17 protein-coding genes and 1 tRNA gene are annotated in these 23,128 nt (G+C 63.7%); 5 read left to right on the top strand and 13 right to left on the bottom strand.

Annotated features, from left to right (window positions below; genetic code table 11):
- Positions 1-171: 171 nt before the first annotated feature.
- From sstT to P3C50_RS01895, 4 genes are all read left to right on the top strand, one after another.
- Complete coding sequence (gene sstT / locus P3C50_RS01910; protein ID WP_074681315.1) at positions 172-1,395, top strand: serine/threonine transporter SstT; 1,224 nt, start codon at positions 172-174, stop codon at positions 1,393-1,395.
- 164 nt (positions 1,396-1,559) lie between these two features.
- A complete protein-coding gene (locus P3C50_RS01905; RefSeq protein ID WP_275544676.1) occupies positions 1,560-2,309 on the top strand; it encodes a siderophore ferric iron reductase in 750 nt (249 codons plus the stop codon).
- A 63-nt stretch (positions 2,310-2,372) separates the two neighbouring features.
- The gene (fhuB, locus tag P3C50_RS01900) at positions 2,373-4,367 is read left to right on the top strand and encodes a Fe(3+)-hydroxamate ABC transporter permease FhuB (RefSeq protein ID WP_116619181.1); all 1,995 of its coding nucleotides are present in this window, start codon (positions 2,373-2,375) and stop codon (positions 4,365-4,367) included.
- Positions 4,364-5,230, top strand: a complete 867-nt coding sequence (locus P3C50_RS01895; protein ID WP_256672154.1) for an ABC transporter substrate-binding protein — start codon at positions 4,364-4,366, stop codon at positions 5,228-5,230. Before fhuB ends, P3C50_RS01895 begins: the two co-directional genes overlap by 4 nt.
- A 40-nt stretch (positions 5,231-5,270) precedes the next feature.
- Here the strand turns inward: P3C50_RS01895 and P3C50_RS01890 are convergent, their stop codons facing one another.
- The 9 genes from P3C50_RS01890 to P3C50_RS01850 all read right to left on the bottom strand — a co-directional run bounded on the left by P3C50_RS01890 (position 5,271) and on the right by P3C50_RS01850 (position 19,023).
- Positions 5,271-7,457 (bottom strand): TonB-dependent siderophore receptor, encoded by a 2,187-nt coding sequence (locus P3C50_RS01890; RefSeq protein WP_275544675.1) that lies wholly within the window; start codon positions 7,455-7,457, stop codon positions 5,271-5,273.
- 99 nt (positions 7,458-7,556) lie between these two features.
- Entirely contained in the window at positions 7,557-8,741 is a 1,185-nt protein-coding gene (locus P3C50_RS01885) for an aromatic ring-hydroxylating oxygenase subunit alpha (protein ID WP_275544674.1), read from the bottom strand.
- A 166-nt stretch (positions 8,742-8,907) separates the two neighbouring features.
- Complete coding sequence (locus P3C50_RS01880; RefSeq protein ID WP_275544673.1) at positions 8,908-10,770, bottom strand: IucA/IucC family protein; 1,863 nt, start codon at positions 10,768-10,770, stop codon at positions 8,908-8,910.
- Positions 10,767-11,351, bottom strand: a complete 585-nt coding sequence (locus tag P3C50_RS01875; protein WP_275544672.1) for a GNAT family N-acetyltransferase — start codon at positions 11,349-11,351, stop codon at positions 10,767-10,769. Before P3C50_RS01875 ends, P3C50_RS01880 begins: the two co-directional genes overlap by 4 nt.
- Positions 11,341-12,540, bottom strand: a complete 1,200-nt coding sequence (locus P3C50_RS01870) for a YbfB/YjiJ family MFS transporter (protein WP_197858149.1) — start codon at positions 12,538-12,540, stop codon at positions 11,341-11,343. The genes P3C50_RS01875 and P3C50_RS01870 overlap by 11 nt, the downstream gene beginning before the upstream one ends.
- Positions 12,537-13,874: a lysine N(6)-hydroxylase/L-ornithine N(5)-oxygenase family protein gene (locus P3C50_RS01865; protein ID WP_275544671.1), complete on the bottom strand. Its 1,338-nt coding sequence runs from the start codon at positions 13,872-13,874 to the stop codon at positions 12,537-12,539. The genes P3C50_RS01870 and P3C50_RS01865 overlap by 4 nt, the downstream gene beginning before the upstream one ends.
- Positions 13,875-14,219: 345 nt before the next feature.
- Positions 14,220-14,294, bottom strand: a tRNA-Arg gene (locus P3C50_RS01860).
- Between the two features lie 75 nt (positions 14,295-14,369).
- A complete protein-coding gene (locus P3C50_RS01855; protein WP_275544670.1) occupies positions 14,370-15,482 on the bottom strand; it encodes a Glu/Leu/Phe/Val dehydrogenase dimerization domain-containing protein in 1,113 nt (370 codons plus the stop codon).
- A 73-nt stretch (positions 15,483-15,555) separates the two neighbouring features.
- Positions 15,556-19,023 carry an indolepyruvate ferredoxin oxidoreductase family protein gene (locus tag P3C50_RS01850; RefSeq protein WP_275544669.1) on the bottom strand — a complete coding sequence of 1,156 codons (3,468 nt, stop codon included), beginning with the start codon at positions 19,021-19,023 and terminating at the stop codon, positions 15,556-15,558.
- Between the two features lie 198 nt (positions 19,024-19,221).
- Here P3C50_RS01850 and P3C50_RS01845 point away from each other — a divergent pair, with 198 nt between their 5' ends.
- Positions 19,222-19,689 (top strand): Lrp/AsnC family transcriptional regulator, encoded by a 468-nt coding sequence (locus tag P3C50_RS01845; protein ID WP_275544668.1) that lies wholly within the window; start codon positions 19,222-19,224, stop codon positions 19,687-19,689.
- Between the two features lie 75 nt (positions 19,690-19,764).
- Here P3C50_RS01845 and phnP read toward each other — a convergent pair whose 3' ends face one another.
- From phnP to phnL, 4 genes are read right to left on the bottom strand one after another with little or no spacing between them, the layout of a single operon-like run.
- Positions 19,765-20,529, bottom strand: coding sequence for a phosphonate metabolism protein PhnP (gene phnP, locus P3C50_RS01840; RefSeq protein WP_275544667.1), 765 nt, complete (start codon positions 20,527-20,529; stop codon positions 19,765-19,767).
- Positions 20,520-21,128 carry a phosphonate metabolism protein/1,5-bisphosphokinase (PRPP-forming) PhnN gene (phnN, locus tag P3C50_RS01835; RefSeq protein ID WP_275544666.1) on the bottom strand — a complete coding sequence of 203 codons (609 nt, stop codon included), beginning with the start codon at positions 21,126-21,128 and terminating at the stop codon, positions 20,520-20,522. Before phnN ends, phnP begins: the two co-directional genes overlap by 10 nt.
- Entirely contained in the window at positions 21,128-22,273 is a 1,146-nt protein-coding gene (locus P3C50_RS01830; protein ID WP_275544665.1) for an alpha-D-ribose 1-methylphosphonate 5-triphosphate diphosphatase, read from the bottom strand. Before P3C50_RS01830 ends, phnN begins: the two co-directional genes overlap by 1 nt.
- Positions 22,263-22,979: a phosphonate C-P lyase system protein PhnL gene (gene phnL / locus P3C50_RS01825; RefSeq protein ID WP_275544664.1), complete on the bottom strand. Its 717-nt coding sequence runs from the start codon at positions 22,977-22,979 to the stop codon at positions 22,263-22,265. The genes P3C50_RS01830 and phnL overlap by 11 nt, the downstream gene beginning before the upstream one ends.
- Between the last annotated feature and the right edge of the window lie 149 nt (positions 22,980-23,128).

Below are 23,128 nucleotides of genomic sequence, written 5' to 3'. Positions count from 1 at the left end.
ACCGGCTTGCACCCTGTCGTCCAGATGCCCATGGCTGGCTCGAAGCAGCGTGAGGCTGTGCTAGAGTCGCGCGCTATTTTTTCGGCCGAGCCTCCACAGGCTGCGCTGAAAGCCCTCTCGACCCAGGCGCGACGGCCCTTGCCACACGCCCAGCAACCAGAGAACCACGCGATGTCCCAAGCCATCCACCCTGCCCTGCAGCTTCTCAACCGTACCAGCCTGGTGACGCAGATCATCATCGGCCTGCTCGCGGGTATCGCCCTTGCCGTTATCGCCCCGCAGGCAGCGCTGTCTGTCGGCTTCATCGGCAACGTGTTCGTCTCGGCGTTGAAGGCGGTGGCCCCGGTACTGGTGTTCATCCTGGTGATGTCGTCCATCGCCAACCACCAGCAAGGCCAACAGACCCACATTCGCCCGATCCTGGCGATGTACCTGATCGGCACCTTCAGCGCCGCCCTGGTGGCGGTGATTGCCAGCTTCGCCTTCCCGTCGTCGCTGGTGCTGAGCAGCCAGGCCGCCGAACTGTCGCCCCCCGGCGGCATCGGCGAAGTGCTCAGGACCCTGCTGATGAACGTGGTCGACAATCCGGTCAATGCACTGCTGCGCGGCAATTTCATCGGCATCCTGGCCTGGGCCATCGGCCTCGGCTTCGCCTTCCGTCATGCCAGTGCCAGCAGCAAGCAGCTGCTGGGCGACCTGTCCAATGGCGTTACGGCCATCGTCAAGCTGGTGATCCGCCTGGCACCGCTGGGTATCTTCGGCCTGGTCGCCGCGACCCTGGCCGAGTCCGGTTTCGAGGCCCTGCTCGGCTACCTGCACCTGCTGGTGGTGCTGGTCGGCTGCATGTTGCTGGTGGCCCTGCTGATCAACCCGGCGCTGGTGTACTGGAAGATTCGTCGCAATCCCTACCCGCTGGTGCTGACCTGCCTGCGTGGCAGTGCGATCACCGCTTTCTTCACACGCAGTTCGGCTGCCAACATCCCGGTCAACCTGCAACTGTGCAAGGATCTGAACCTGCACGAAGAGACCTACTCCGTCTCCATCCCGCTCGGCGCCACCATCAACATGGCCGGTGCGGCCATCACCATCACCGTCCTGACCCTGGCTGCGGTGCATACCCTGGGCATCCCCGTCGATCTGCCGACCGCACTGCTGCTCAGTGTGCTGGCCGCGATCAGCGCCTGCGGCGCGTCCGGTGTGGCCGGCGGCTCGCTGCTGCTGATCCCGCTGGCCTGCAGCCTGTTCGGTATCCCTAACGAAGTGGCCATGCAGATCGTCGCCATCGGCTTCATCATCGGCATCGTTCAGGACTCGGCGGAAACCGCACTGAACTCCTCCACGGACGTGCTGTTCACCGCCGCCGCATGCATGGCACAAGAGCGTCAGGACAGCTGAAGCTCGGCGCTTTGATAGCAAGGCCCACTTCGCGTGGGCCTTTTTTGTGGCTGAAACACCCAGATACGCAAATGATAATTTGTATTATTAGCGTTTGATTGCTAGATTGCCCCGGTCGCTTCTGCCGACGCGTTCTATTCGCGAAGCTTCCGGGTTCAATCGCCATGCATCCTGCTACCGACCTCGACGCCCTGCTCAAGTCCGTCTCCCTCTGCCTGCCAGGCCTGAATGGCAACGTGGCGCCAGTACGCAGCGACCAGTTGCTGTGTGGCGGCCAAGGCAATCAGGAGCGCATCGCCGCGCTGCACAAGTATTGGCAGCAAGCCCACCCCGAGGCCGGGCGACACTACTGGTCCACCCGTTGCTGGACCTTGTTGATCTGGCAACCCATCTACCTCAGCCTGTTGGCCGCTCACCTGGAACACCGCGTACCCTGCCTGAAACGCATGGGGCAATCGATCCGACAGGGCTTCGTCGGAGGCTTCAACCTGCCGCCCGATTGCCCACTGCGTAGCGGTGACAGAAATCTTGTCGAGAACGCCGCTGAGCGACTGATGAACCTGCTGGAACGTCAGCTGGAGGAGTTCAACGGTGTCTCCAACATCTACCCCAAGCTGGCGCGCCTGCTGATTGCCGACTGCGCCCGTGCTGCCTTGCTTTTGCTGCAACGCCACCAGGGCCTGAGCAATGGCCAGCTGCGCGAGCTGGAAGACCGCTGGCTGCAGGCGCTGGGCTTCCCTGGCAAGAGTCCACTGATCGAGGTAAGTCTCGAAAATGGCAGCCAGTGCCTGGCGCTGGGACGCAACGCCTGCTGCCAACATTTTCGCCGCGCCGACGGCGAGCCCTGTGCCGGCTGCCCGAGGTTGAAACCTGCCGAGCGCTTGCAGCGCTTTCGCGAGGAGCTGGTCTGCTGATGTGCGCGTGCTACGCAACGCACAATCCACTTCGAATCAACGGGTCGCCCGGATTTGGCTGAGATGCACAGCGCACCGAGCCTGGTCGACAGTTGGCGTCCACTGAAAGCAGGCGCTTGCCGCTACGGCCTGGCGTTGCTCGGCCTGCTGATCATTGCCTTGCTGCACCTCAATATCAGCCTGGACCACTGGACGCTGACTGTCCCCGAAGGCGACAGCTTCGCCGCTCTGCAATTTCACCTGGCCAGCCTGCCGCGCCTGGTGATGACGCTGCTGGTGGGCGCGGCGCTGGGGCTATCCGGCAGCCTGTTGCAACAACTGACGCAGAACCGCCTGGTATCACCCATGACCCTCGGCGCTGCCTCCGGCGCCTGGCTCGGCTTGTTGGCCGCCAGCCTGGTCCTCCCTATTTTTGCTGCCGAATATGGCCATTGGGCGGCGCTGGCCGGCGCACTGCTGAGCGTCGGGCTGGTGTTGCTGATTGCCGGACGCGACGGTATCGCCGGCTTGCCAGTGATACTCGCCGGCATGGCGATGAACCTGCTACTGGGCGCACTGGCCATCGCTGTGCTGATACTCAACCAGCAACAGACACGCGGCCTGTTCATCTGGGGCGCAGGCGATATGGGACAGATCGACTGGTCCTGGGTTCATTGGCTCTGGCCCAAGTTGTTGCCGGGGCTGCTGCTCCTGTGGCTCGCCCCGCGCGTGCTGACCTTGCTCAAGCTGGGCGGCACCGCCGCTCGGGGGCGCGGGCTGAACCTGTGGCCGGCGCTGCTGATGCTGTTTCTTGCCTCGTTGTGGATGACCGCTGCAGCCATTACCGCCGTGGGTCTGATCGGCTTCATCGGCCTGGTGGCGCCCAACCTGGCGCGTCTGTGTGGCGCCCGCACGGCCCGTGACGAGCTAGTCTACAGCGTACTGCTGGGCATGTTGGTGCTGTTGGCCAGCGATGCCGTGGCGCTGCTACTCAGCCACTGGTTGAGTGAGCAGATACCAACGGGCGCCGTCGCCGCCCTGATCGGCGCACCAGCTCTGCTCTGGCTTGCCTGTCGCCAGGGCGCTGCGCAAGATCGGCAAGCGCTGGCCCTGCCCCGAGGCCGCGACAGCTGCAAGGTTCGCACATGGTGGCTGCTGACGTTGGCCACGGTGCTCACCGCGCTGTTTGGCCTGTGCCTGCAATACGCGCCACAGGGTTGGCAACTGGCCTGGCCAGCGGACGTCCTGTGGTCGCTGCGTTGGCCGCGACTGCTCAGTGCGGCAGCCGCTGGCACTGGGCTGGCCGTTGCCGGTGTACTGCTGCAACGCCTGCTGCACAATCCGCTGGCCAGCCCCGACATTCTCGGCCTCAGCGCCGGTGCAGCACTGGCGGTGATGATCAGCCTGCTGCTGTTCGGTCAGGCGCTGTTCTGGCTGCTGGCACCGATTGCCGCCTTCATCGGCTGCCTGCTGGTGCTGGCGACGTTATTGCTGCTAGGGCGCAAACAGAAGTACTCGCCAGCGCTCATGGTACTGGTCGGCATGGCCCTGGCGGCTCTGCTCAATACCGCTCTGCAACTGGCCCTTAGTCAGGGCTCTTCGGATTCCCTGGCCTTGCTCGGCTGGCTAGCCGGCTCAACCTATAGGGTCAGCGGCCTGCAAGCCATCGCGCTGGGTTCGGGGGTAAGCCTGCTGATCGGCCTCAGCCTGTTCTGGCAACGCGCGCTGGATCTGCTCTCGGCAGGCGACGGCATCGCCCATGGACGCGGCCTGGATGTACCGGCAACGCGCTTGGTCCTGCTGTTGCTGGTGTCGCTGCTCTGCGCCCTGGTGACCAGCCTGGTCGGCCCGGTGAGCTTTCTCGGTCTGCTCGCTCCGCACATGGCCGTCACCCTCGGTGCTCGGCGCATCCAGCAGCAACTGCCGCTGGCGGCGCTACTTGGCTGCCTGCTGATGCTGCTGGCCGACCTCATCGGCCGCAACCTGATCTTTCCCCTGCAGATCCCGCTGGGCATCGTCGCCTCGATCCTCTGCGGCAGCTACTTCATCTTCTTGTTGCTGCGCAGGCGCCTGGCATGAAGCGCTGCACGATGCTGCTCTGCCTGCCCCTGTTCTGCTGGCTGCCAATGGCCGAGCCGGGCGAACCGCGTATTGCCGCGCTGAGCTGGGAGCCTGCCGAGCACCTGCTGCAACTGGGCATCACCCCGCTCACCGTGGCCGACGCCGCGGATTACCGTGATTGGGTGGTGCATCCGACGCTACCCGCCGAGGTTCTCAACGCCGGCAGTCGTACCGAACCGAACCTGGAGCGTCTGGCACAGCTGCACCCCGAGCTGATCCTGATCACGCCCCTGCTGGAGGACATGCGCCAACCGCTGGAGCGCATTGCGCCGGTGCTCAGCTACGGTGACTTCACCCAGCAGCAGGACAACCTGCAACTGCAGCGCGACAACTACCTGGACCTGGCCGCACGCCTGCAGCGCAGTGATCTGGCGCACGAGCGCCTGCAGCAGATGGAACAGCGCATCGACGAGTTGCGCCAACACCTGCTGGAACACTTCGGCGGTGAGTTGCCCAAGGTCACTCTTATCCGTTTCGCATCGGCCACCCAGGTGTACATCTTCGGCCCCAATTCACTGCCGCAGCACGCCATGTCCTTGCTCGGCCTGCAGCCGGCACAAGCAGTGCCAGTCAGCCGCTGGGGCAATATCCAGGCGCCGGTCACCCAGCTCGGCACGATCGAGGATGGCGTGGTGATCTATATCGAGCCCTTCGCCCAGCAGGAGCGCCTGTTCACCACCCGTCTGTGGCAGGCCATGCCGTTCGTGCGCCAGCAGCGCCTGACCAGCATGCGTTCGACCTGGACTCACGGCGGCGTGTTCAGCGTTGAGTATCTGGCCGAAGCGATCAGCGAAGCGCTGCTGAAACTGCCGGCGCAATAGAAAGCCCCGCCTGTGATCAGGCGGGGCTGGGGGGGCGGGATCAGTACTTCCAGCTCAGACTCAGCATCGCATTGCGCGACGGCGCATAGTAGGACTGCGCCCAGTACAGGCTGGTCAGGTACTTGCGGTCGAACAGGTTGTTGACGTTGAGCGAGACATTGAAGTGCGGGTCGATGTCGTAGCTGGCCAGCGCATTGACCACGGCGTAGGAGCCCTGACGACTGACGATGGTCTCGCCGGTGGTCGAAGTGCCCTGCTCACGGAAGATCTCACTCTGCCAGTTGACGCTGCCGCCCACCTTCAAGCCCTGTACCTGCGGCACCTGATAGGTGGTGGCCAGGTAAAGGGTGTTCTGCGGAATGAAGGTGCGCGTGCTGCTGCCGTCACCATCGCGAATCGAGAACAGATGAGTCAGGCCAGCACTGGCTTCCCAGCCTGGCGTCAGCTGCCCGGCCAGAGTCATTTCATAGCCTTCGACCTTGGTGTCCACGCCCTGGTAATAGGAGAAACCCTCAACGCTATCGAAGCCGGCGTACTCGGGGGTGTTGTCCTGCTTGGTACGGAACAGGGCGAAGCTGGCATTGAGGCGGCGGTCGAACCACTCGCCCTTGATTCCGCCCTCGATGTTGTTGCCCTCGATCGGCTCGAGCAAGGCATGGTTGCGATCGACCTGGTGCTGCGGGCTGAAGATCTCGGTGTAGCTGGTATACAGCGAGTAGTTGTCGTTGAGGTCGTAGGTCAGGCCGACATAGGGCGTGGACTTGCTCTTGTCGTACTGATGGCCTTCACCGACACGTTCGCCGCTGCTCTTGAGGTTGCTGTGGTTGACCCCGGTGATCAGCTTGAGCTGGTCGCTCAGCGCAAAATGCCCGGCCGCGTAATAGCTGCGGCGGTAGGTGGTGTAGTCGGCCCAGCTGGTGACACTGGCGAAATCCGGGCGCGGATAGTTGCCGTCGTAATCCCATACCGGTGGCAGCGCCACCCCCGCGGCATCGTCGCTGGAGGTCCAGTGCGCGCGGGTGCGCGACCAGTTGCTGCCCAGCACCACCTCATGGGTACGACCGAACAGCTCGAACGGCCCCTTGACCGAGGCATCGCCCAGCAGTTGGCGCTCGGTACGGTCGAACTTCGACGCATAGGTGGTCAGTCCCAGTCCCGTGCTTGCATCCGGCACGCCGCCGGCCATGAGCATTTCGGCGTCGGAGCCAATCTCGCGGTAGTTGAGGGTCACCTGGGTCTGCCAGCCGCCACCCCAGTCGGTTTTCAGCTCGGCGAAGGTCTGCTCGTCGTCGGTATCCCAGTAGGTCCAGTCCGGCGCGGTATTGTGCGAGCGGTCGTAATGCACCTTGGAACCGTTGGTGTAGTACAGCGTCAGCGCGCTCCACATGATGCCTTCCGGGCGGTTGCGCTGTTTGGAGTAGCCGATGGTCGCGGTGCTGCTGTCGGTCAGGTCGGCCTCCAGAATGCCGGAGAACAGCGTCTTGCTCGGCTGGTAGCGATCCAGATAGGAATTTCCCTCCTGCCCGGCGACCAGGGCGCGCCCGCGCAGCGTGCCGCTGTCGTTGAGCGAGCCGGACACGTCGGCCTCCAGGCGCCGGGTCTGCCAGGAGCCATAGCTGAAGCCCAGCTGCGCCTGGGTTTCGCGGGTCGGGCGCTTGCGCACGAAGTTGATCGTCGCCGACGGGTTGCCGGGGTTGGAGGTCAGGCCGTTGGCACCCTTGAGAATCTCGATACGGTCGTAGAGGAAGGTATCGATGTCGCCCATCTGCTCTTCAGAAGAGAACGGCACACCGATGCCATCGATCTGGAAGTTGTTCACATCCAGGCCACGCGCGGTGAAGTAGGTGCGATCGGTCTCTACCCGCTGCACGCCAATACCCGCCGCCTGCAGGGCATCGTTGGCGTTGCCGAGCTTGAAGTCATCGAGTTGCTGACGGTTCACGCTGGTGATGGTTTGCGGCGTTTGCCGCGGCGTCAGGTCGAGTTTGGTCGCCGTGCCGCTGCGACCCAGGGTGTAGGAGTCGCTCTGCTCGGTGACGACCGGCGGCGCCTGGTTGACGCCGGTAACGCTGACCGGCTGCAGCACCACCGCCTCGCCTTCTTCCTCGGCTTCGGCGGCCACCACCGGCCAGGCCAGTGGCGCCAGGCACAGGGCCATGGCCAGTACGCGAGAGCTGCAGGTCGCGCGCAAGCGCGCCGGGTGTTGTGAGTGATACATCGATTTCATGGGCAGACACTTTTCTTGGTTGAGTTGGATAAGGCGTGGGCACAGCGCAAGGGGACATCAACTCATTACGGCAACCTCCATGTCGGGCCGATACGCGCCTTAGCGGCGCTCGGCAGCCAAGGTCTGGCCCATCACCTGGCGATACCAGCCGTGGAAGTGCTGCATGCCCTCCTCCAGCGGTATCTGGTACGGGCCGCTGTCATCGACGCCGCGCTGATACAGTGCACGCCGGCCGGCGTCGGTTCGCTCGGCGATCTCGTCGTCCTCGATGGCGGTTTCCATGTAGGCAGCGCGGTGCGCCTCGACCAGATCGCGATTGCCTTCACACAGCGCCTGCGGGTAATAGAACTCGACGACATTGAGGCACTCGTGCACGCCCTTGGGGTAAACGGTGGAAAGCACCAGGGCGTGGGGAAATACCTCGATCATGTGGGTCGGGTAGTAGCTGGCCCAGATCGCACCGAAATCCGGCGCGGCATTGCCATGCACGGCCATCAGGCCTTCATGCCAGGCGCGGTAGGTATCGGTGCCGGCACGTGCCAGGTTGGGGTTCACGTTGATGCGCTGCAGGCTGTACCAGTCGCCGTAATCCCACTGCAGCCCTTCGCTGCGCACGTAACGGCGCAGACCGGGATGGAACGAAGCGATGTGGTAGTCGTCGTTGTAGATCTCGATGAAGGTCTTCCAGTTGCACTTGCACGGGTGCATCTCGACGTGGTCGAGCTGGTAGTCGGAGAAGTCCATGTCCGGGCGGCGGAACAACGCGCCGATGTCGGCGACCGGGTCACGTGGCCCTTCGAAAAGAAAGCCGGCAACGTTATGCAGGGGGTAGCGCGGCAAGTTACGGCAGGGTTTCTCCGGAAACTTCGGCGCCCCCACGATCAGCCCGCTGGTGTCGTACGTCCAGGCGTGCAACGGACACATGATGCGACCACCTGTGGTACGCAGGTTGCCACGGCGTACCGTGTCGGCATCACTGCCGGGGCTGAAGTCGCCAAGCATCAGCGCCTGACGGTGACGGCAAACATTGGACAGCAGCTCCACGCCATGCTCGTTGCGCACCAGAATGCGGCTGTGCTCCTCGTGCGGCAGCGCGTACCAGTCACCCAGCTCGGGCACCATCTTCTCGTGACCGATGTAGTTGGCGCAGTGCCGGAAGATCCGCTCCTGTTCGCATTCGTAGATCGCCGGATCGCAGTAGCTATGAATCGGCAACTGCGGCTCGGTGGCGCGAAAATCGTAGGGCGTGGCGGCAAACTGAGCGGTACGACTGGGGTTGTACATGCGTGGCTCCTTGCTGCGGACTCGAGACTGGCAGGCAGCCGCGAGCTGAAACCGGCCGGCACCGATCCCGCCCGCGTCGGCGCGCCAACGCCTCAGGCTTTGGGCTATGGCCCAATCCGGACCATGGAAATCGTGCACCGTCGGCGTTGCCTGACGGGGCGAGCAGCTAGCGCTGCAACTCGGCGATACGCCGTGGTGCCGTTTCGTGCTCTTTACAGGGTGCAAACGCAGCGACCGGGTTGTTCAGCGGCTCGGCCATGATCAGGCTGCCTGCCGGGTTGGCCAGGTCGACCATTTGCAGGTTGTTCTTCAGTTGCAGACGGTTCAGGCATGAATGCAGGAAGTTCGGCGCAAAGAAGTTGTAGCGCGCGAAGCGCTCGGCCAGTTCCGGGTGCGCACGCTGATAGTCGATCACCGACTCGGCGACACCGCGCCAGAACTCGGTTTCGCTCATGCACTGGTTCTCTTCGAGAATCTGGCTCATGTGGCGGAACACGCCATCGAACACATCGATGAAGATGCCGAGGATCTTGTAGTCCTCCGGCACGTCCACGGCCAGACGTTCCAGGCCCGGTGGCATCTGCGCATCCTTGTCGAGAATCGCCGACTCTTCGGCGATGTCCTTCATGATCGCGCGCACCGGCACGTGGCCGTCGAGTACCAGAATCAGGTTCTCGCCATGCGGCATGAACACCAGGTGGTGCGCATAGAAGCAGTGCATCAGCGGGCGCAGGAAGGCATCCATATAGCGGCGCATCCAGGCCTGAGCGGTGAGCCCCGAGCGGCGGATCAGCTCGGGCAGCAGTGCCTGGCCGTGCGGGTCGACGTGCAACAGCGCGGCCATGGTCATCAGCCGTTCGCCGCTTTTCAGGCGGCTACCGGGGCTCTCCCGCCACAGCGCCGAGAGCATCTTCTTGTACGGGCTGTCGGTCTCCAGCGCCGACTCGTAGTAGCGGTTGCGATAACCCACGGAGGCGACTTCGCGCAGGATGCTGAAACCGTATTCACGCAGCACCGGGTCGCTGCTAATCAACTGGTCCAGATAGGCGTTGATCGCCGGCGTGCCGGCCATGTAGTAAGGCGACAGGCCGCGCATGAACCCCATGTTGAGGATCGACAACGAGGTCTTCACGTAGCAGCGTTGCGGCTGCGACATGTTGTAGTAGGTACGCAGCGACTGCTGAGCGACGTATTCGTCGCTGCTACGCCCCAACGGCACGATTTTGCGCTGGGCGATGTCGGCGGCGAACATCAGGCTCAGCTTGCTGAACCACTGCCAGGGGTGCGTCGGCATCAGCAGGTAGTCATCGGCATTCAGCCCCTGCTCCTGCAGTTGCTTGCGATAGGCCAGCAACTGCGCCTCGCCCAGCTCGTCGCGCAGCAGTTGCTCGTGACCCAGCCCCGGCACGGCGGCGAAATGTGCGTTGTCGCGGTGTACCGCGAGCCAGATGATGGCGAAGCGCGAGCCGCTTTCCGGTGCGTAGGCGTGATAGTCGAAAGCGTTGAAACCCAGGCGGCCATTGTTGGCAACGAAGCCGGGATGGCCCTCGATCATCGCCGCCTCGATGGTCTGGTAGTCAGCATCCGCCAACTCGGCACTGCTCAGCGCCCGTTCGCCGTGCTTGAAGGCCGCACCGTAGAGGGTGCTGCTGATCTCATCCAGATACACCGGCAGCTTGTCCGCCGGGATGCCCAGCGTCCGCTTGAAGTCGATGACGAAGGTCAGCGCATCGAGCGTCTGCTGCTGGCCATCGAGCACGCGCTCGATGCTGGCCGGCTCGATGTGCCAATGGCGCAAGGCCATGGTGCGCGCTTCGAAGTGGTACTCACAGCCTTCGGTATCCGCCTGCAGCTCGTAGCGCTGCCAGCCTTCACGCTCGGCTGCGCCCAGCACCTGCGGGCTGAACAACTGCTCATGGGCGTATTCGGCGATGGCCTTGCGCACTAGCAGGCGATTGACCCTGTGCCACAGCTCGGGACTGAGGTGGGCGACGGCGTCGGCAGGATGATCCAGACGAGGAGAAGTCATAGCGGGCTTGATCCTTCAAGTGATTGGAAAAAGTCGTCGGGCGTGCAGAACGCCAGCAGCGCGGTCTTGGCAGGTAGATCGACAGGGCCTTGCTCAACGAAGCCGACCAGACGGTTCAGGCGATGCACCTTGTGATTGCGAATGTCCGGTTCCACAACCACGCGGCGGGCACCGAGTTCGTCGAAGAGGAAGGCCATCACCGCGCGCAGCACGTCACGGGTGAAGTGGCGAATCGGCTCCTTGCTCGGGCCGACGAAAAAGTGCATGCCGAGGTCGCCAGGCTGCACCGCATAGAGTTCGCCGAGCGGGTCGTGCCGAGGGTCGTAGCACTCCATGACGAACGCTGGCGTACCTCGATAGCAGCCCATGAAGGCACGCATGTGGCCGCTCCCCATGGCGTCGGCGTAGAAGTCGCGGGTCGCCTCCAGGGTCATGTCCTGCATGTTCCAGTAATGGGCGTAGTCCATCTGGTACCAGGGGTGGATCACCGCGACATCCTCGTCGAGACGCAACGGACGCAGGCTGAATTGCGGGTCTAGCGATGCACACGGATGGCGCGACACTGCGGCCTCAGTTGGCATGGCAAAGTTCTCCCTGAGCGGCATGCCGGCGATCGACGCCGAACCAGCCGCGGTCGATGATCGCCGTGAGCAGCAGGCCTGCCGCAGCGATGACGAAGGTCAGCGGAATACCGACCAGGTTGACCAGAAACCCGGCGCCGAACGAGGACAGCAGCACGCCAAGGTTCTGGAAGAAGTTGGTGACGCCGAAATCGCGGGCATAGGCATCCGGCGTACTGACCTTGAACAGAGTGACCTCGAGCTTGACTATCACCTGATACAGCGCCCACCCGTACAGACAGCGACCGATGATGATCAGCTCCAGCGACTCGCTGGCCTGCAGTGCCAGGCCCGATGCCCCGAGCAGCAGATTGAACAGGGTGTGATCGACCCAGCGCGGTGGCTGCGCGAGCAGATGCTTGAGCAGCAGCGCCAGCAAGGCGACGATGCCGGGGATGGCGAACACCAGGCCGGTCAGCAGTGGCTCGTGCAGCCCCGTACGTGCCTCCCAGTACAGGGTGAAGAAAGGCCGTACCAGGTAGGCGCTGAAGTCGAAGAGAAACATCAGCAGGCACAGCTTGAGCAGCGCCGACAGCGCCTGCGGGCTACGCCGCGGCACCGGTGCCTGGCCGCTCTTCTCCTCGCGACTGAGCACCTTGACCACTTTCCCGCTGCGGATCAGGTACAGGCACAGGGCCATCTGCGCCAGGTCACCAGCTGCCATAAGGGTGATGCAGAAACTGGGCCCGTACTGCTCCAGCGCCATGCCGCCGACAGCCGCACCGAAGATCGCGCCGATGTGGATGACCACCGACAGCAGACCGATCACCAGGCTGTGATTCTCTGGCGCCTCCAGACGCATCAGGTACGGGAACATCAGCAGGTAACTGGCCTTGGTCATGAACATCATCAGACTGAGCAGCCAGTAGCTCTCGACGTTCGGCGCCCAGATCGAAGCCAGACAGAACAGTGCAGCCACTCCCTGGGTGTAGAACAGCAGGTGCATGGTCTCCATACGCCTGGCGACACGCGCCCAGACGGGGAGCATGCACATCACCGCAATCGAGATGGCGGCGATGTAGGCACCCACATGCACCGGGCTGGTCACGCCGTAACGGGTCTCGAAGAATTGCGGGTAGAACGCGATCAGAATCGAATCGCTGATCACGCCGAAGCCCGACATGATCAGAATGGTGGTGCGCAGGTTCATGCAGAGGCGCTCCCCTGCCCGAGCGCGACGAAGCCGCAGTCAGCCGGCGGCTGGAAATCCTGGTAGGTGGTGCGCGCCTCGCAGGGATACGCATCACGCCCGGTCAGCTCATTGAGCAAGCGACCATTGCGCCAGCAAGCCAGACCAAGATCGGGGTTGGTCAGGCCGTGGCTGTGCAAGCCAACGTTCTGCACATAGATCTCACTATCCTGATGATCCACCGCCCAGTTCGGCGATGGCGTGTAACGTCCTTGTGCATCCCAGCGAATCCGCTCGCGAATGCCCTCGATGAAACTTGGCAGTTGGTAGCGATAGCCGGTGGCGAACACCAGCCCGTCGGTCGCGTGGCCATAACGCGAGCCCGTCTGAGCGTGCTGAAACTCCAGTTGCCATTGCCCGCTGATAGCGTCTCGCTGGCATTGCTGCAACGCCAGGTTGGGCAGCAGCCTGACACCGGTAAGGCCCTGCTGCTGACGCTCGTCCAGGGTCTGGTAGATACGCTCGATCAGCGATTGATTGATGCCGTTGTAGATACTGCGTTGGTCATCGAGGATTTGCCGCTTGACCCCGTCGTCCAGGCCGTAGAAATAGCGGCCATAGTCCGGCGTGATCAACTCGAGGGTGAGCTTGGCGTTCTCCATCTGGAAAAAGCGCGGCGCACGGGTCACCCAGTTCAACTGGTATCCACGTTGCGGGGCTTGCTCCAGCAAGTCCTGAAACACCTCCGCACCGCTCTGCCCACTGCCGATCACGGTAATGCTACGACAACGCTGCAGTGCCTCCCTGCTGTCCAGGTAACCCGAGGTATGCACCGCCTGGCGAGCGTCGCCAGGGCTGCAGCAGGCAGGAATGTGCGGCACACCACCGATACCGATCACCAGTTTGCGACAGCTGTACTGGAAACCCTCGCCGGTATCGCCGCGCACACCGGCCAGCACATAGCCAGGCAGCGAATCGTCGTACCAGACCTCCTGCACTTCGTGCTGATAGCGCAGGTTGTCGAGCTGCGCCGCCGCCCACTTGCAGTAGCGATCGAACTCCTGACGTGACAGGTACCAGTTCTCGCGGATGTAGTAGTTGTACAAGCGGCCTTGCTGCTTGCAGTAGTTGAGGTAGCTGAAACGACTGGTGGGATCGGCCATCGAGACCAGATCGGCAAGGAAGGGATTCTGTAGCGTGGTGCCATCTAGCAGCATGCCGGGGTGCCAGCTGAATTCGGCCTTCCTGTCGAGGAACAGGCTGCGGGCTCCCAGAGGCTCCGCGAGGCATGCCAATCCGAGATTGAAAGGCCCGATGCCAATTGCGATGAAATCGTAGGGCAATTCCGTGGTCACGTCGCACCTCATCGGTCCGGATGAAAGTGGGCCGATACTAAAACCACATGATAATGATTTGCAACCGCGCTTAAGAACAAATACTTATATCGAGCCCTCGCGTTAGCACGGCACCCGAGACGGCTATCTGAGCAGCCAAGCAGGGAACAAAAGGTGCGATCTAGAGGTCTTGCGCGCCTGAAATGAAGACCAAACACCACATCCAGAGACCGCATGCTCTGGATCCGCGAAGCGACAGCGAAGAGGGGAAACAGCGAGGCGACTGGGCGGCATGGCGAGCGAAGGTCGCTCATGCAGAATCAGAGAACAAGGCGGAGAAGCACGCCAGATCGGCGAGAAAGAAGATGGCGTCCCCTGCTGGAATCGAACCAGCATCTAGCCCTTAGGAGGGGCTTATTCTATCCGTTGAACTAAGGGGACACGGCCGTATTCGCTACGGCCGGGCCGCATCTTAGCGGCGGCGCGCGCATTTGTCATGTCGCCACCGCTCCCTGCCTAACGTTGCCAGCCCTGGGATACCTCCTTGGCAGCCGCTGCTGCACGCACCGGTTGCAGGCCACCGCGCAAACGCTCCAGCGCCATGCGGTCGGCTATCGCGGTGGTGGTCGCGCCTTCACGTTCGGCGCGCTGGAAGATTTCCGCCAGGGTCGGGCCGATGCCCTCTATATGCGCCTTGAGTTGAGCAGCGCTGCCACCGGTGCGCTCATAGCAGACATCGATGATGCCGCCGGCATTGATCGCGTAGTCCGGCGCATACAGGCATTCACGACGACGCAGCAGCTCGGCCAGGCTGGCGTCGGCCAGCTGATTGTTGGCCGCGCCGGCGATGATTGGCGCGCGCAGGGCTTCCAGCGTCTGCAGGTTGACGATGGCGCCCAGCGCGCACGGCGCGAACACGTCCACATCGAGGCGGTAGATATCGTGCTGGCCGACCGCGGTGGCGCCGAGCTGGGCGACCGCGCGCTGCACGTTGGTCTCATGAATGTCGGTCACCCACAGCTGGGCGCCGGCGTCCTTGAACAGCTTGGCCAGGCCGAAGCCGACCTGGCCGACGCCCTGGATGGCCACACGGATACCGGAAAGGTCCTGGCGACCGAGGCGATGGGCCACTGCAGCCTGGATACCGATGAACACGCCATAGGCGGTGGACGGCGATGGATCGCCGTCACGGCTGCCGCCACCGAAGGCCTCACGCTGCCCGGCGCCAGCCACATGGCGAGTGCGCTCGGCCATGATGCGCATCTCGGCCACGCCGGTACCGGAGTCCGCCGCCGTGACATAACGCCCGCCCAGGCTGTCGACGAAATCACCCATGGCCTGGAACAGCGCCTCGCTCTTGCCGGTGTGCGGGTCGCCGATGATCACCGCCTTGCCGCCACCGAGCGGCAAGCGGGCCAACGCCGATTTATAGGTCATGCCGCGCGACAGGCGCAGCACATCGCGCAGCGCCTCTTCGTCCGTGGCGTAGTTCCACATGCGGCAGCCGCCCAGTGCCGGGCCAAGGGTGCTGTCATGAATGGCGATGATGGCTTTCAGGCCGCTGGCCTTGTCGTGGCCATAGACCACCTGTTCGTGCTGATCGAAGTCGACGTGAGTGAAGACGGACATCGGGTTACCTCGGATGTAAAAGGCCGCCCCTCTCCCGCGTGGGAGAGGGTGGCAAAGGGGATGGGTCTGAGGCTCAGGCAGCCGGTTCGAACAACTGCACGGCGGCGATTTCGCTGACGGTCAGGCGTGCCTTGAGCTGCGTCGCCTGCTCGCGCGCCTTGGCCAGCGCCGCTTCCTTCACATGACCGTAGCCGCGGATCTGCTCAGGAATCTCGGCCAGCGCCACTGCCGTGCGGTAGTTGCTGCCATTGAGCTCGGCGAGCAGATAAGCCACGTTGGCTTCGTATTCCTCGATCAGTTCGCGTTCCAGGCGACGTTCGGCGCTGTGGCCGAACGGATCGAGCGCGCTGCCACGCAGGAACTTGAAGCGCGCCAGCACGCCGAATGCCTTGAGCATCCAGGGACCGAAGCTGCGCTTGCGCGGCTCGCCGGTAACGGCATCCGGCTTGCTCAGCCAGCTCGGCGCCAAGTGGAACTGCAGCTGGTAGTCACCTTCGAACTGCGCTTCGAGCTGCTTGCGGAAGGTCGCATCGCTGTAAAGCCGCGCCACTTCATACTCGTCCTTGTAGGCCAGGAGTTTGAAGTAGTAACGCGCCACGGCCTTGCTCAGGCGCTGCTCGGCATCGGTGTCGGCCTTGCGCACGCGCTCGACCAGTTCGCGATAGCGCTCGGCATAGGCAGCGTTCTGGTAGGCGGTCAGACGCTGCACGCGGTCGGCGACGATTTCCTCCAGCGTGCTGCAATGTGGCGCCTCGACCACCTTGGGTGCAGCGACTTTCTCCACTGCAGCCAAGTCATGCGCAGCCCGACGCCCCCAGAGAAACGCCTGCTGGTTTAGCTCGATGGCCACGCCATTGAGTTCGATGGCCTTGTTGATCGCCTCGGCCGTTACCGGCACCAGTCCCTTTTGATATGCATAGCCGAGCATGAACAGGTTGGTGGCGATGCTGTCGCCGAGCAGGCGAGTGGCCAGGCGCGTGGCATCGACAAAACGGGTCTTGCCCTCGCCCACCGCTTCGCTGATCGCTTCGCGCATGGCCGCGCCGGGCACCTGGGCGTCCGGGTTGCGGGTGAACTCGGCAGTGGCCGCTTCATGGCTGTTGATCAGCGCATGGGCGATCTTGTCGTTGAGCTTGGCCAGTGCCTCTTCACTGGACGACACCACCAGGTCGCAGCCCAGCAGCAGATCGGTTTCCCCGGCGGCGATACGCACGGCGTAGATGTCGCTCTGCCGCGCGGCGATGCGGATGTGGGTGATCACCGGGCCGAACTTCTGCGCCAGCCCAGCCTGATCGAGCACGGTACAGCCCTTGCCTTCGATGTGCGCGGCCATACCCAGCAGGGCACCGACGGTGGTCACGCCACTACCGCCGACACCCGGCAGGAGGATGTTCCAGGGCCGGCTCAGAGCCGGTTGCTTCGGCTCCGGCAAGGCGATGAATAGCGCGCCCAGGCCAACGGCCTCTGGCTTGCGCAGGCCGCCGCCGTGCACGGTAACGAAGCTCGGGCAGAAGCCTTCCAGGCAACTGAAATCCTTGTTGCAGGCGCTCTGATCGATCTCGCGCTTGCGCCCCAGTTCGGTTTCCAGCGGCAGCACAGACAGGCAGTTGGATTTCACGCTGCAATCGCCGCAGCCCTCGCACACCGCCGGGTTGATGAAGGCGCGTTTGGCCGGGTCGACCATCTTGCCGCGCTTGCGCCGACGCCGTTTCTCAGTGGCGCAGGTCTGGTCGTAGAGGATCACCGAAACGCCCTTGAACTCGCGTAGCTCGCGCTGCACGGCGTCCAGCTCGCGGCGGTGATGGAAGGTCACGCCCGGAGCGAAGGTGGCGCGGGTCGGGTACTTGTCCGGCTCGTCGCTGACCAGGGCGATACGTTTGACGCCCTCGGCATGTACCTGCTGGCTGAGCTGGTCGATGCGCAGCTCGCCGTCGATGGGCTGGCCGCCGGTCATGGCCACCGCATCGTTGTAGAGAATCTTGTAGGTGATATTGACCCCGGCGGCCACGGCCGCACGCAGGGCCAGATGGCCGGAATGGAAGTAGGTGCCGTCGCCGAGGTTCTGGAACACATGCGGGGTGTCGGTGAACGGCGCCTGGCCGATCCAGGTCGCGCCCTCGCCGCCCATCTGGGTGAAGGTATCAGTGCTGCGATCCATCCACTGGGTCATGTAGTGGCAACCGATACCGCCGAGAGCGCGGCTGCCTTCCGGCACCTTGGTCGAGCTGTTATGCGGGCAACCCGAGCAGAAATGCGGGGTACGCGCAGTCTTGTGTTTGGGGGCAGCCAGAGCCTTTTCCTTGGCATCGAGAAAGGCCAGGCGCTCTTCGATGGTCGGGCTGCTATAGATCGGCGCCAGGCGCTTGGCGATCACCCGGGCGATCATTGCCGGGGTCAACTCGCCCAGGTTCGGAAACAGCGAATTGCCCTGCTCGTCGAACTCACCGACCACACGCGGACGCTTGCCCACCGGCCAGTTGTAGAGCTGACCGGTGAGCTGGTCTTCAATGATGCTGCGTTTCTCTTCCACCACCAGGATTTCATCCAGGCCTTCGGCGAACTGGTGCACCGAGACCGGCTCCAGCGGCCAGCTCATGCCGACCTTGAGCACGCGCAAACCGACCTTGGCGCACAGCGCCTCGTCCAGGCCGAGGTCGTCCAGCGCCTGGCGCACGTCGAGGTAGGACTTGCCGGTGGTGATGATGCCCAGGCGAGGGTTGGGCGAGTCGAGCTTGACCTGGTTGAGGTTGTTGGCCAGGGCGAAGGCCCGCGCAGCGTAGATCTTGTACACGTTGAGGCGCTTTTCCTGCGCCAGGGGTGGATCGGGCCAGCGGATGTGAACGCCGTCTTCCGGCAGCTGGAAATCCTCGGGAATCTTAATCTGGATGCGTAGCGGGTCAACGTCCACCACGGCCGAGGAATCGACGTTCTCGGCGATGGTCTTCAGCGCCACCCAGCAACCGCTGTAGCGCGACAGCTCCCAGCCGATAATGCCGTAGTCCAGCACTTCCTGGACGTTGGCCGGGTTGAGCACCGGGATCGAGGCGGCGATAAAGGCATGCTCGCTCTGGTGCGCGATGGTCGAGGACTTGCAGCCGTGGTCATCGCCAGCCAGCACCAACACACCGCCATGCTTGGAGACGCCGGCCGAGTTGCCGTGCTTGAACACGTCTCCACTGCGGTCGACGCCCGGCCCCTTGCCGTACCACATGGCGAACACGCCGTCGTAGCGGGCGCCGGGGAACAGGTTGGCCTGCTGGCTACCCCACACCGCGGTGGCGCCCAGCTCTTCGTTGACGCCGGGCTGGAAGTGGATATGGTTTTGCTTGAGGTACTCGCGCGCGTCCCACAGGCTCTTGTCCAGGCCGCCCAAGGGCGAGCCGCGATAGCCGGATATGAAGCAGGCGGTATTGAGTCCGAAGGCGGCATCACGCTGCTTCTGCAGCATGGGCAGGCGGGTGAGCGCCTGAGTGCCGGTCAGGTAGAGATGACCAGTCGCGAGGCGGTATTTGTCATCCAGGCGGATTTCGGCCAATGACATGGGGCGCTCCTTTTATTCTTATGGCGAGCACAGGGAGCGCGACGGTAGACACGCTCCGTTGAGTCCGGTCGCAGGATCGCTGCGACGGATTTGCTTAAAGCATGACCGGAGGGTTCCGCTTTTTTCTTTCTATTTTCGAGTAGCAGAGACAATACTTCGCATGATCCTTCCAACAATCTCAAGAAAATGGAAAAAATCATGCAGGACAAGCTCAGCCCCATCGACCGGCGGATTCTCCGCCTGCTGCAGCACAACGCCGATCTTTCTGCAGCCGAAGTGGCGGAAAAGGTCGAACTGTCGCAATCGCCCTGCTGGCGACGTATCAATCGCATGCAGGAAGAGGGGCTGATCGACCGTAAGGTCGCCCTACTCAATCACAAGCGCCTGGGATTCGGCATCACGGTGTTCGTCGACATCAAGCTGTCGGCCCATGGTCGCGGCAATCTGGACGAGTTCGAACAGGCCGTGGTCGGCTATCCGCAGGTGCTGGAGTGCTACAGCATGGCCGGCGGCTCGGACTACCTGCTCAAGGTAGTGGCCAAGGACATCGCCGATTACGAGCGCTTCCTGCGTGACCACCTGCTGCAACGCCCGCACGTACACGAAGCGCATTCGCACATCGCCATGAGCGAAGTGAAGCGGACAACGGAATTGCCGCTGGATTGACCGGCAGCGCAAGCCAATCCGTCGCCCCGATGCAATCCAAAAATGACTGTCGGGCGGCCCCGGATTACATCCGGGCTACAGCACCAGACCATCACTGGCCAGGCTGACTCCTGGCGGCAAGGCGGCCGGATGATCGAGCAGCCAGGCGTCGAAGCTGTGGCCGATATGGGTGAGTACGGACTTCGCGGGCCGCAAGCGCTCGATCACCTCCAACGCCCGCGTCAGGTCATTGTGATTACGCGGCGCGATGGGGTGCGGTGCGGTAGAACAATCCAGTACCAGCAGATCCAGTGGCGCTCGCTGCAGTTCGGCGCAACTGGCCTCGGGTACGCCGATGGTATCGGTGAGGTAGGCAATTCGCCTGACCTGCCCCTCAAGCCCCGGCCCTTCAAACAAGTACCCAAAGGTTGGCTTGGAGTGAGTCAGCGGTAGCGCGGTGACCTGCAGTTCGCCCAGTTGGCGACGCTCGAAGGCCACGAAAGGCTGGCTGAAATCGAGAATGCCGGGGTGCTTGTACAGATCGGCCAGGCCAGCCGGGTCATCCGGGCCATGCACCGGAATCACCAAACCCTGCCCCCAACGCAGATGCAGCAGACCCTGGGCATGGTCGGCGTGGTAGTGGGTCTGCAGAATTCCACTGAGGCTATGCGGCGCAAAGCGTTCGGCAAGATCGGTCAGGCCGCTGTCGATCAGCCAGCGCTGCGCGCCGCATTCGATCAGCGCGCAACAGGGGCCACGGCGCCGCGCTGGATAGACCCGCGCCGCATCGCAGGCCGGACAGCTGCAGTTGTACACCGGTACCTGGCGGGCATCGCCGGTGCCAAGCAAGGTCAGGCGCATCGGCGCATCTCGTCGAGCAGGTACAGCAGGCGGCTGACGGTGTGCGGCAGGGGGCCGGAGTTGTCGAGGATGACGACACTCTCCGCAGATACCATTGTGGGAGCGGCTTTAGCCGCGACAGTCGCCGCTGAAGCGCCTCCCACTGGGGCAAAGCTGCGGCTGCGCGCCAGGCGCTGCTCGATCTGCTCCAGCGTCTCGCGGCCACGAGCCAGCAAGCGCTGGCGCAGCACCGCCTCGTCGACCTGCAGAAGAATCGCCAGCAGATCCGGATAGCGCTGGCGCGTAGCCTCGAGATGGCCGCGTGAACCGTTAATCAACACATCCTGGCCGGCGCTCAGCCAATCATCGATCTCGCGCGGGATGCCGTAGGCCAGGCCATTGGCGCGCCAGCTCAGGGCGAAGGCGCCCTCGCCTTCCAGGCGCTCGAATTCGCCCGGGGTGACGCCCAGCGCATCCTCGCCGACGGACTCGGCACTACGGGTGATCACCCGTCGGGCGAAACGGCAGCCGTGCGCCTCAAGCGGCGCACGTGCGGCTTGCAACAGGCTGTCCTTGCCCGAGCCCGAAGGCCCCATCAGATAGATCAACCTGCCCTGCATCAGAATACCCTTCGCGCTTGGCGCCACACCTGCTGGATCACCGGCTGCTCGCCATGCGCCCTGGCCTGCACCAGGTCGGCGCGCAGACCGACTCGGATCTCGCCGCGATCATCCAGTCCGGCCGCCCTGGCCGGCGCGCGGCTCACGGTGGCTATGGCCGCTGGTAGATCATAGTCGTTGTCCTGCCCGACTAGCAGCCAGGCCGCATGCAACAGGCTGGCCGGATAATAGTCGCTGGAGAGGATATCCAGCACACCGTGGCGCGCCAGTTCGGCGGCAGCGATATTGCCCGAGTGCGAGCCGCCGCGCACCAGGTTCGGTGCGCCCATCAGTACTTTCAGTCCCAGTTCGTGGCTGGCGCGTGCGGCCTCCAGGGTGGTAGGAAACTCGGCGATGGCCATGCCGAAACCAGCTGACTCCTGCACGTGAGCCAGGGTCGCGTCGTCATGGCTGGCCACCGAGATACCACGGGAATGGCAGTCCTCGACGATGGCGCGACGCTGGCGGTCGCTGTACTGGCGCGAGTTGGCGATCTGTTCCTGAAGAAACTCCTCCATCTCCGCCGGGCTCAGGTGGTACTTGCCCATGTAGTACTCGCGGTACTTCTCCACCTTGGCGAACTGGCGCTGGCCGGGCGAGTGATCCATCACCGACACCAGCGCCACCAGCGGGTGCTCGACCAAGTCGCGATAGATCGTCAGCGCATCGGGATGGCACAGCTCGCAGCGCAGGTGCAGGCGGTGCTCGGCGCGGGTCTGCCCCGCCGCCTCGCTGGCGGCGATGGCCTCGATCATCGCCGGCAATTGCTGCATGCGCCGACCACGCGGGTTGATATCGCCGATGGACAGCGCATCGAACACCGTGGTGATGCCGGCGGCGACGATCTGCGCATCATGAGTCAGCACCGCCGAAGCCGACGGCCAATCCACCCCAGGACGCGGGCTCATATGCTTTTCCAGATTGTCGGTGTGCAGCTCCACCAGCCCCGGCAGCAGGTAATCGCCGCCCAGGTCCTGGGCCTGCGGCAGGTAGCTGGCGCCCTCGTCCACCGCGGCGATCAGCCCGTCGCGAAGCAGCAGGGTGCCGAGGAACTCGCGCTCGGCGGTAACGATACGAGCGTTGCTGAGAATCTGTTCAGACGACATAGACGTACTCCGGTTGCGCCGCAGCGGCGCTCATGTCGAGGTAACGGTCGGCCACCGCCTCGCGGGCGATGCGGTCGTGGAAGATGCCGATCAGCGCGCTGCCAGCCGCCTTGGCCTCCAGAATCAGCTCCAGCACCACCTGGCGGTTGGCGTCATCCAGCGAGGCGGTGGGCTCGTCGAGCAGCAGCACCGGCCACTCGACCATGAAGCCGCGGGCGATGTTGACGCGCTGCTGCTCGCCGCCGGAAAAGGTGCCTGGTGCCAGTTGCCACAGCGCCTCGGGGATATTCAGCCGGCTCAGCAGGCTCTTGGCTCGCGCCTCGGCATCGCTGCGCGTCCAGCCGCGGGCCAGCGCCGGCTCCATCACCACGTCCAGGGTCGATACGCGCGGGATCACCCGCAAAAACTGGCTGACGTAGCCCAGGCTCTGCCGGCGCACCGCCAGCACCTGGCGCGGTTCTGCGCCGACCAGCTCCACCGGCTTGTTCTGGTGACGGATGCGGATGCTGCCGCCAGCGGCCAGGTAGTTGCCGTACAGCGTGCGCAGCAGGGTCGACTTGCCGGCGCCGGACTGCCCATGCAGCACCAGGCACTCGCCGCCGCGCACGGCGAAATTCAGGTCACGCAGCACCTGCAGGACAACGCCGTTCTGCTGGTGCAGGGTGAAGGTTTTGCTGAGGCCGCTGACCTCGATCAGGTTGTTCATACACACCTCGGTTACCGTCGTAGCCCTGATTTCCTCGGGGCTACGGGTGGTCGGTTGTAGGGTGGATGGCGCTTTATCCATCCACCGATGGCGACTCGCTGGTGGATGAGAAGAGCGTCATCCACCCTACGCAGCGCCAGCTCGCGGTA

The organism is Pseudomonas sp. Marseille-Q0931 (genome assembly GCF_940789645.1).
In the GTDB taxonomy this organism is placed as follows: domain Bacteria; phylum Pseudomonadota; class Gammaproteobacteria; order Pseudomonadales; family Pseudomonadaceae; genus Aquipseudomonas.
Note: the sequence above shows the minus strand (reverse complement) of the source record. Positions and strands in the feature narration are given on the sequence as shown.

What these genes read in the sequence shown, in the direction of transcription:
- P3C50_RS01895 (WP_256672154.1), top strand. Translation starts at nt 4,364, where the DNA reads ATGAAGCGCTGCACGATGCTGCTCTGCCTGCCCCTGTTCTGCTGGCTG.
- fhuB (WP_116619181.1), top strand. Translation starts at nt 2,373, where the DNA reads ATGCACAGCGCACCGAGCCTGGTCGACAGTTGGCGTCCACTGAAAGCA.
- P3C50_RS01855 (WP_275544670.1), bottom strand. Translation starts at nt 15,482, where the DNA reads ATGTCCGTCTTCACTCACGTCGACTTCGATCAGCACGAACAGGTGGTC.
- P3C50_RS01890 (WP_275544675.1), bottom strand. Translation starts at nt 7,457, where the DNA reads ATGAAATCGATGTATCACTCACAACACCCGGCGCGCTTGCGCGCGACC.
- phnL (WP_275544664.1), bottom strand. Translation starts at nt 22,979, where the DNA reads ATGAACAACCTGATCGAGGTCAGCGGCCTCAGCAAAACCTTCACCCTG.
- P3C50_RS01875 (WP_275544672.1), bottom strand. Translation starts at nt 11,351, where the DNA reads ATGCCAACTGAGGCCGCAGTGTCGCGCCATCCGTGTGCATCGCTAGAC.
- P3C50_RS01905 (WP_275544676.1), top strand. Translation starts at nt 1,560, where the DNA reads ATGCATCCTGCTACCGACCTCGACGCCCTGCTCAAGTCCGTCTCCCTC.
- phnN (WP_275544666.1), bottom strand. Translation starts at nt 21,128, where the DNA reads ATGCAGGGCAGGTTGATCTATCTGATGGGGCCTTCGGGCTCGGGCAAG.
- phnP (WP_275544667.1), bottom strand. Translation starts at nt 20,529, where the DNA reads ATGCGCCTGACCTTGCTTGGCACCGGCGATGCCCGCCAGGTACCGGTG.
- P3C50_RS01830 (WP_275544665.1), bottom strand. Translation starts at nt 22,273, where the DNA reads ATGTCGTCTGAACAGATTCTCAGCAACGCTCGTATCGTTACCGCCGAG.
- P3C50_RS01870 (WP_197858149.1), bottom strand. Translation starts at nt 12,540, where the DNA reads ATGAACCTGCGCACCACCATTCTGATCATGTCGGGCTTCGGCGTGATC.
- P3C50_RS01845 (WP_275544668.1), top strand. Translation starts at nt 19,222, where the DNA reads ATGCAGGACAAGCTCAGCCCCATCGACCGGCGGATTCTCCGCCTGCTG.
- sstT (WP_074681315.1), top strand. Translation starts at nt 172, where the DNA reads ATGTCCCAAGCCATCCACCCTGCCCTGCAGCTTCTCAACCGTACCAGC.
- P3C50_RS01850 (WP_275544669.1), bottom strand. Translation starts at nt 19,023, where the DNA reads ATGTCATTGGCCGAAATCCGCCTGGATGACAAATACCGCCTCGCGACT.
- P3C50_RS01880 (WP_275544673.1), bottom strand. Translation starts at nt 10,770, where the DNA reads ATGACTTCTCCTCGTCTGGATCATCCTGCCGACGCCGTCGCCCACCTC.
- P3C50_RS01885 (WP_275544674.1), bottom strand. Translation starts at nt 8,741, where the DNA reads ATGTACAACCCCAGTCGTACCGCTCAGTTTGCCGCCACGCCCTACGAT.